Below are 6,490 nucleotides of genomic sequence, written 5' to 3' on the forward strand. Positions count from 1 at the left end.
AGCTCGTGCAGCGGCCGAACGGGGCCATCATCGGGGAGGTCGTAGGTGGCGATCGCAGCGGAGATGTCCGAGAGCGCCGCCCGCACACGACTATTGGCCCTGCCGCCCCCGTCGGCTGACAGCCGGGATGGGTCGAGAGCGAGAGCGGCGGCGATGGCATTCAGCGCGTCCTCGCTCGGTAGCCGGGCACCACGCTCGATCTTCTGGATCATGCTCGGTGACAGCGACGCTGCCCGGGCAAGATCGCCTTGCCTCATGCGACGGGAACGACGGGCGGTTGCGATGCGCTTGCCTACATCGCCCGCGCTGTCTCCGGGCACAGTGGTCTCCGATCCTCCTGGATGTACGGAGGGTATCGCGCGTCTGACCCAGGGTGAGGAATCTGGTGTTACCTCGTCAGCGTATCGACCAGCTCTGTAAGGGAGTTGATGCGCCAGTCCGCCGCAGCCGCAACTTCTGGACTGTCGGCCCACAGATATCCCCACGGGCCGCGTCGAAGGTGTGCTGCCCGCAATCCGGCTGCGCGGACTGGGAAGACATCGTTGGCGGGGTGATCGCCCACGTACACGATCTCTTCAGGGGTGCAGTCGGCCGTCTCGACGAGCCGCTCGAAGAAGGCGGCCTCGGGCTTAGCCACACCCCAATCGCCGCTCGTCGCGATGACGTCTGCGGGCAGGTCGAGCGCGCGCAACAACTCGCCTGCTCTGCGGGTCTGATTGCCCGCGATAATGACTCGGAACCCGGCCGCCAGAAGCCTGGACAGGGCTGGGCGGACATCCTCGTACAGGTCATGCTCGTCGAGCTGTTCCCCGTAACCGGCGCGCTCCCGCGCCGCGTACTCGACGGAAACCTCCAGACCGGGCCGCACCAGTCGCAGAGCGTCGGCGTTGTCGCGTCCTTGAGCTACGACGGATCCGACAAGGGCGGACATGGTGTGCCGGGGTACTCCCAGCCAGTCCGCCCAAGAAGCCCAGCCGCGGTCGTCTCGGATCAGGGTCTCACCGACGTCGAACGCTACTGCGCGAATCATGCACGGCATTCTACGGGGCCACCTCAGGAGCGTGATGAGCAGCCAGCTGTGCACGCGTGTGGTTGAAGGGAGGCGCGCACAGCACCCGCGGGCGACGACTGGTCCGAGAGAGAGGGATCTGGAGAGAACGCATGAATGATTGAACGAACTGTTGTGCGACTTGAAGGGGTCGGGAGGGTGACTTCCCCGGCTTGGTCGTCCATGTTGTGGCGTGTCGACGGTCATCGTCTGCGGTCATGCGCTCGACGAACAACTCCTTCGCTGACGATGGTTGCGCCTGGGACGGCAGCCGCAAGAATTACCGGCCGCGCCGGTCTCTGCGCATTGCCGAGGACAGTCCGAGCCGGCTGCTGCGTACCGCTCAGGGCGCCCGGTGTGATTTCTGTGGGAATCCCGTTGAGTGGTACCAGCGCCCGGGCAGTACTGCTGTTCCGCTGCATCCCGTAGAGCTGCCCGCAGGGTCGGTGCCGCCGGGGGAGCGCTGGCACGTTTCTTCCGGTGTCGCTCATGCTTGCCATGACGGGAGCGCGTGGTGCCGGGTGCGGCACCGGGCCCTGTGCCCCGCATCCCCAGTGGGCAACCGCAGCCCGCTTCTGGAGGAGATGTGCCGGGCCCTCGCGCTGAACTCCCGCCGCCTGCAAGATGCCGGCCTCTTCACACCCCGGCCCGAGCAGCCACCCCAGGCCGCGCGGGATGTGCCTGTCCGGCCGGTCGTGCGCATCATCGGCGCGCGCTATCTGGCCCCCGGTCCTGTCGAGGAACTCCAGTGTGTGGCCCGGACCCGCGCCCGCCGTCGCTGCTCCCTACCTGTCCTGGACCCCGAGGCCCTGCCCGGCACGTGGCGGCTCGAGCTCGTCGATCCGCTCCTTCGCCCCGGCGACGGGCACCTGCCGGCCGACCCGGAGGTGATGGCCCTGTACGACCTCACGGGCTTGCCGTACGCCGAACAGATGCGCTGGCGCGCCCAGCGCTGTACCGCTCACGTCACTGTTCGCGGTGCTGCGGACAGCGCTCTGGTTGCCTGGGAGCCCTTTGACCCAGTCCGCCACCGCCTGTACATCCGCGACCAGCTTCCCAACCCGTCGCCTGCATCGGGCCGTGGTCTGGGGTGAGCCCGCTGCCCTCGAGTTGCCGTTCCGCTCGGCTGCCCGCCCGCGTGGGCCCGGCGGCCGCTACGGCCACGCCCCTGCCGCAGCTCTCGCTGCGGCGGTTTCGCTGCCCCTGTCCTGGCCGTTTCGGAGGCCCCTGGTGTCCAAGACCTTGGTCGGTACTCCCGACCCTGACCAGCCCCTGCCCGGTCCTGCCTTGTCCGATGAGCATGCCGAGCGCGTGGTCCTGGCCGCGTTGCTCCGCCACCCGCAGCTGGTCCCGTACTTGATGGCGGTCTTGCACCCGGCGCACTTCAGCGGCCCGGCCTTCCGGGAGGTCTTCCTTTCTGCGGCCGCCATCCATCACCACAAGGAGCCCTGTACTCCGGCGGCCGTCACGGCCGAGCTCGCCCGGCGGCAGCGAACGAGCAGGGCCGCCTTCCTCGAGCCGGCCAAGGACCTGGTTACCGATCTTGTCCGTGCCGCGGTACCGGCGGAGCCGGTAGTAGTGCACTACGCGGCGATCGTCCGGGACCTGGCCGACCTGCGCCGCCATACGACCGCGCACCCCGAGGGGCTGCCGCCGGTGCCGATGCGCGGCTTCCTCATTGACGACGACACCACCTGACCACCCCTGCGCGCCCCCGACCGCGCTCTCACAGATCGACGATGCTCGACGATGCTGCAGCCCACCGACGAACAAGTCCTGGCCGCCGACGCTTTCGCCACCGGGGATCACCTGGTGATCCAGGCCGGAGCCGGTACCGGTAAGACCACCACGCTCACCCAGCTCGCCGCCGGCACCTCCCGGCGCGGCTTGTATGTGGCGTTCAACCGGGCCATCGCGCAGGACGCCGCCTCGCGTTTCCCCGGCACGGTGCTGTGCAAGACCGCGCACGCCCTGGCCTACGCCGCCATCGGTCACCGCTACCAGGCCCGCCTGAACGGACCCCGCCTTCCGGGGAGGCACACCGCCGATGCTCTGGGTATCACCAAGCCCATGCGGATCGGCGACCGAACCGTGTGGCCGGCCACGCTGACCTCCACGGCCCAGCGCACCGTGACCCGCTTCTGCCACTCCGCCGACCCGGTCATCGAACGCCACCACGTGCCGCCGCTGCGTGGCCTGGACACCGAGGATCTGCACGCCGAGCTCGCCCGCCGCGTCCTGCCTTACGCCCGCGCTGCCTGGGCGGACCTGCAGCACCCCGACACCGGCGCGGTCCGCTTCGAACACGACCACTACCTGAAACTGTGGGCCCTGTCCGACCCGAAACTGCGCACCGACTTCGTGCTCCTGGACGAGGCCCAGGACACCAACCCCGTCCTCGAGCAGGTCCTGCTCAACCAGCGCGGCCACGCCCAGCTGGTTATGGTCGGCGACTCGGCGCAGGCCATCTACGGCTGGCGCGGTGCCAAGGACGTCATGACCGGCTTCGACGGCACCGCGCTGTCGTTGACCCGGTCCTTCCGCTTCGGGCCTCTTCTGGCTTTGGAGGCGAACCGGTGGCTGGCGATCGCCGACGCTCCGATCCGTCTGGAAGGCAGCCAGGCGATCCCCACCGAGGTCGGCAAGGTGACGAAGCCGGACGCGGTGCTGTGCCGGAGCAACATCGGAGCCATGGCCCAAGTCCTGCGCTTCCTCGCAGGCGGCCGCAGGGTTGCGCTGGTCGGGGGAGGCCAGGCCCTGCGCGCTCTGGCGCTGGCCGCCCGGGACTTGCAGGACGGACGCCGGACCTCCCACCCCGAGCTGGTGCTGTTCACCTCCTGGGGCCAGCTGCAGGACTACGCCGAGCACGATCCCGCCGGCAGTGACCTGCAGCCCTTGGTCGACCTCGTCGACTTTCACGGCACGGACGCCGTCCTGGCCGCGGTCAACCGTCTTGACCGGGAAGAGAACGCGCAGGTGACGGTATCCACTGCGCACAAGGCCAAGGGCCGCGAATGGCCCCAGGTTGAGATCGCAGACGACTTCCACCCACCCAAGGACAGCGACGAACAAGACGAGCACGGGAACCCGCTGCCCGGGCCGATCGATGATGCCGACGCACGCCTCGCCTACGTCGCTGTCACCCGCGCCCGCCACCGCCTCGACCTCGGCGGGCTGACCTGGATCAACGACCACCCCGACGGAAACCCGTAGTGCAGTGCGGCGGGTGGTGAAGAGCGGTCCGCCACGGGGATGGCAAACGCGAGAGGGCTGCCTTTCAGCATTGCGGCTCGCATTGCGCCGTGCAGTCGTGCTGCGCCGGCAGCCCCCGGGACGTCCGGCGCCGCGCGTGGTGTGGTGGGCTAGAGGGTGAGGCGTGCGAGGGCGTGGTAGGCGGTGACGAGGGCTTTGTCGAGGTCGGTTTGGGTGATGGGGCCGAGGTGGGGGTGGGCGCACACGGTCCGGGTGTGGTGGAGGTGGGGGTCAGCAGCCGGATGGGCAGGCGGGTGTGCTGGTGGAGGTAGGTGATGGGGCGTTGGGCGGCCGGGGTGTGCAGGCGCAAGCGGTCCCACGCGGCGAGGACGCGCAGGGCGTCGCGGGGGTTGAGCTGCTCCAGCCAGGCGTCGTCGAAGGGGTTCACGGGGTCCTCCGGGCAGGGACGGGCAGGGCCGCTTCGGGCGGCTGCCGGTTTGAGGGGATGACCCATTGCACTCGTGAACCGCGGACGTTTCCGCTGGTCAGAAGGTTATGAAAGACCTTCGAAGGCTGCTGGAACCCATCGAAGGACGCCGGGTTCCAGTGGAGGGCCTGCCGGACTACGCTGACGCCGCTGATCGAAATAACAGGGGGCGCGATGAGCGGGCAGGGAGATCTTCACGACGATCCGGTGGAGGACCTCGCCCGGTGGCTGAGGAGCTTGCGCAACAAGCGGGGGGCTCCGAGTCTGCAGACCATCGTCGGCCAGGTCCGCGACAACGATCCGACATCGTCGCTGGTGATCAGCACGCTGAGTAACGCGTTCAACGGGCGTGCCTTACCGCAGTACGAGACGGTCATCGCGATCGCCCGGGCGCTGGGCGGGCCACAGGCGGCCGCCGATGCCGAAGACCGTTACGCCGACGCCCGCACGCGACGTGATGATCTGACCCGAGCCCGCCGCCACACCACCGCCGGCCGTGACGTCAGACCTGACACGTTGGAAGGCAGCGGTACAGCGGAGCCAGACCTTACGGATGAGGTGGCCGCAGACCCCGACGACGGGCAGTCGCAGCCCGCAGCGGAAGAATCTCGCTCTGATGTGGTGCCCGATGGGGCGCAGGGGGCTGCGGAATCCGAAGTGGCTGGCCCAGCCTCCACCGGCTACGAACCACCTACCCAGCCCGCGCGCCAACTGCAGCCGCAGCGGGCCGGCCGGCCATGGGGTCGGCGGCGGGCGGTGGTGTGGACCGCGGCGGTCGCCGCGGTCGTCGCACTCGCCGTCACGCTGACATTTGTATTGACGGGCAGTCATCCCACGGACCAGGCAGGCCACGGTGCCCGTTCGGGCACGCCGTCGGCAAAGTCCTCAATGCAGGCGGCCGGGGGCTCGAAGAGCACGGCCAAAGCCGAGCAACCGTTGATCCAGGGCGGATGGCGGCCATCCCCATGTGGCTACACATGGGCTGCGAAGGGCGAGGCATCAGGTGACAGCCATGACACCCACATCGCGCCGCGCTCGTCGCTTCAGATCACCGCACAGGCATCGTCACATGCCGCGGTGTTGCTGATGGGGCTGCGTCTGGTGAACGTCAAACGCCTGCCGATGCCCAACGGCGGGACGTACTCCAGCTATGGCCAGTGCGGCGGGGACCAGGCCACCCGCTCCTACCGCGCGGTGCTGGACTCCCGCCCTCCAACAATTTCCAGCGTCGCCGCAGGGGACTTCGAGGCCACGATTCCGCCGGTGCCGCCACGCTACAAGATCAGTGACACCGACCCCGAGGTCTTCGAAGTCTTCATCACCAACACCACGTGTTTGTGTAACTTTTCCATCGCGGTGGACTGGGTGGCCGCGGGCAAGCCCGGAACTACCCTCGTCGACAACGATGGCAAGGGCTTCACCACGGTGCCCGACACCATCCCCGGCGCCCGTTGGGCCGTCCACAACTGACGAGCCGGGGGCTGTCGTTCACCGGGCGCTGTTAGTACTCCAGCAGGACTTCGACGTTTTGCCTGATCAGAAGGCTGCGCAGTGAGTGTAGTGGGGCTGGTGCCCGTCAGGGGCGGTCTTCTTGGGACCGCCCCTCGATCGTGTGCAGCCGGCGTTGGTCATGACAGCGGCGAGGGCAGCCTCCCGCCGTGATCAACGAGCCTGCAGCCGAGAACTGGGACCGCGAACTCGAAGACCTCTTCCTCCGCGTCGGCCACCGCTTCAGCCGCGTGGAGCCACGCCGACGAATGCGC

Annotated in this window: 6 protein-coding genes; 4 read left to right on the forward strand and 2 right to left on the reverse strand. The window is 68.7% G+C overall.

What is annotated here, in order from left to right:
- Together AC3EUJ_RS36785 and AC3EUJ_RS36790 are read right to left on the reverse strand one after the other, a co-directional pair.
- Positions 1–257 (reverse strand): helix-turn-helix domain-containing protein (locus AC3EUJ_RS36785; protein ID WP_431969302.1); only part of this gene is annotated, 257 nt, incomplete at its 3' end.
- Between the two features lie 131 nt (positions 258–388).
- Positions 389–1,030, reverse strand: coding sequence for an HAD family hydrolase (locus tag AC3EUJ_RS36790; RefSeq protein WP_431969292.1), 642 nt, complete (start codon positions 1,028–1,030; stop codon positions 389–391).
- Positions 1,031–1,266: 236 nt separating this feature from the next.
- Here AC3EUJ_RS36790 and AC3EUJ_RS36795 point away from each other — a divergent pair, with 236 nt between their 5' ends.
- The 4 genes from AC3EUJ_RS36795 to AC3EUJ_RS36810 all read left to right on the forward strand — a co-directional run bounded on the left by AC3EUJ_RS36795 (position 1,267) and on the right by AC3EUJ_RS36810 (position 6,197).
- Complete coding sequence (locus tag AC3EUJ_RS36795) at positions 1,267–2,142, forward strand: DUF6083 domain-containing protein (protein ID WP_431969294.1); 876 nt, start codon at positions 1,267–1,269, stop codon at positions 2,140–2,142.
- Positions 2,143–2,335: 193 nt separating this feature from the next.
- Complete coding sequence (locus AC3EUJ_RS36800) at positions 2,336–2,746, forward strand: DnaB-like helicase N-terminal domain-containing protein (RefSeq protein ID WP_431969296.1); 411 nt, start codon at positions 2,336–2,338, stop codon at positions 2,744–2,746.
- A 51-nt stretch (positions 2,747–2,797) separates the two neighbouring features.
- Positions 2,798–4,261, forward strand: a complete 1,464-nt coding sequence (locus AC3EUJ_RS36805) for a UvrD-helicase domain-containing protein (protein WP_431969298.1) — start codon at positions 2,798–2,800, stop codon at positions 4,259–4,261.
- Between the two features lie 640 nt (positions 4,262–4,901).
- Entirely contained in the window at positions 4,902–6,197 is a 1,296-nt protein-coding gene (locus AC3EUJ_RS36810) for a serine/threonine-protein kinase (RefSeq protein WP_431969300.1), read from the forward strand.
- The last annotated feature ends 293 nt before the right edge of the window (positions 6,198–6,490 follow it).

Source organism: Actinacidiphila sp. bgisy160 (assembly GCF_057707815.1).

What these genes read in the sequence shown, in the direction of transcription:
- AC3EUJ_RS36790 (WP_431969292.1), bottom strand. Translation starts at nt 1,030, where the DNA reads ATGATTCGCGCAGTAGCGTTCGACGTCGGTGAGACCCTGATCCGAGAC.
- AC3EUJ_RS36795 (WP_431969294.1), top strand. Translation starts at nt 1,267, where the DNA reads ATGCGCTCGACGAACAACTCCTTCGCTGACGATGGTTGCGCCTGGGAC.
- AC3EUJ_RS36805 (WP_431969298.1), top strand. Translation starts at nt 2,798, where the DNA reads ATGCTGCAGCCCACCGACGAACAAGTCCTGGCCGCCGACGCTTTCGCC.
- AC3EUJ_RS36810 (WP_431969300.1), top strand. Translation starts at nt 4,902, where the DNA reads ATGAGCGGGCAGGGAGATCTTCACGACGATCCGGTGGAGGACCTCGCC.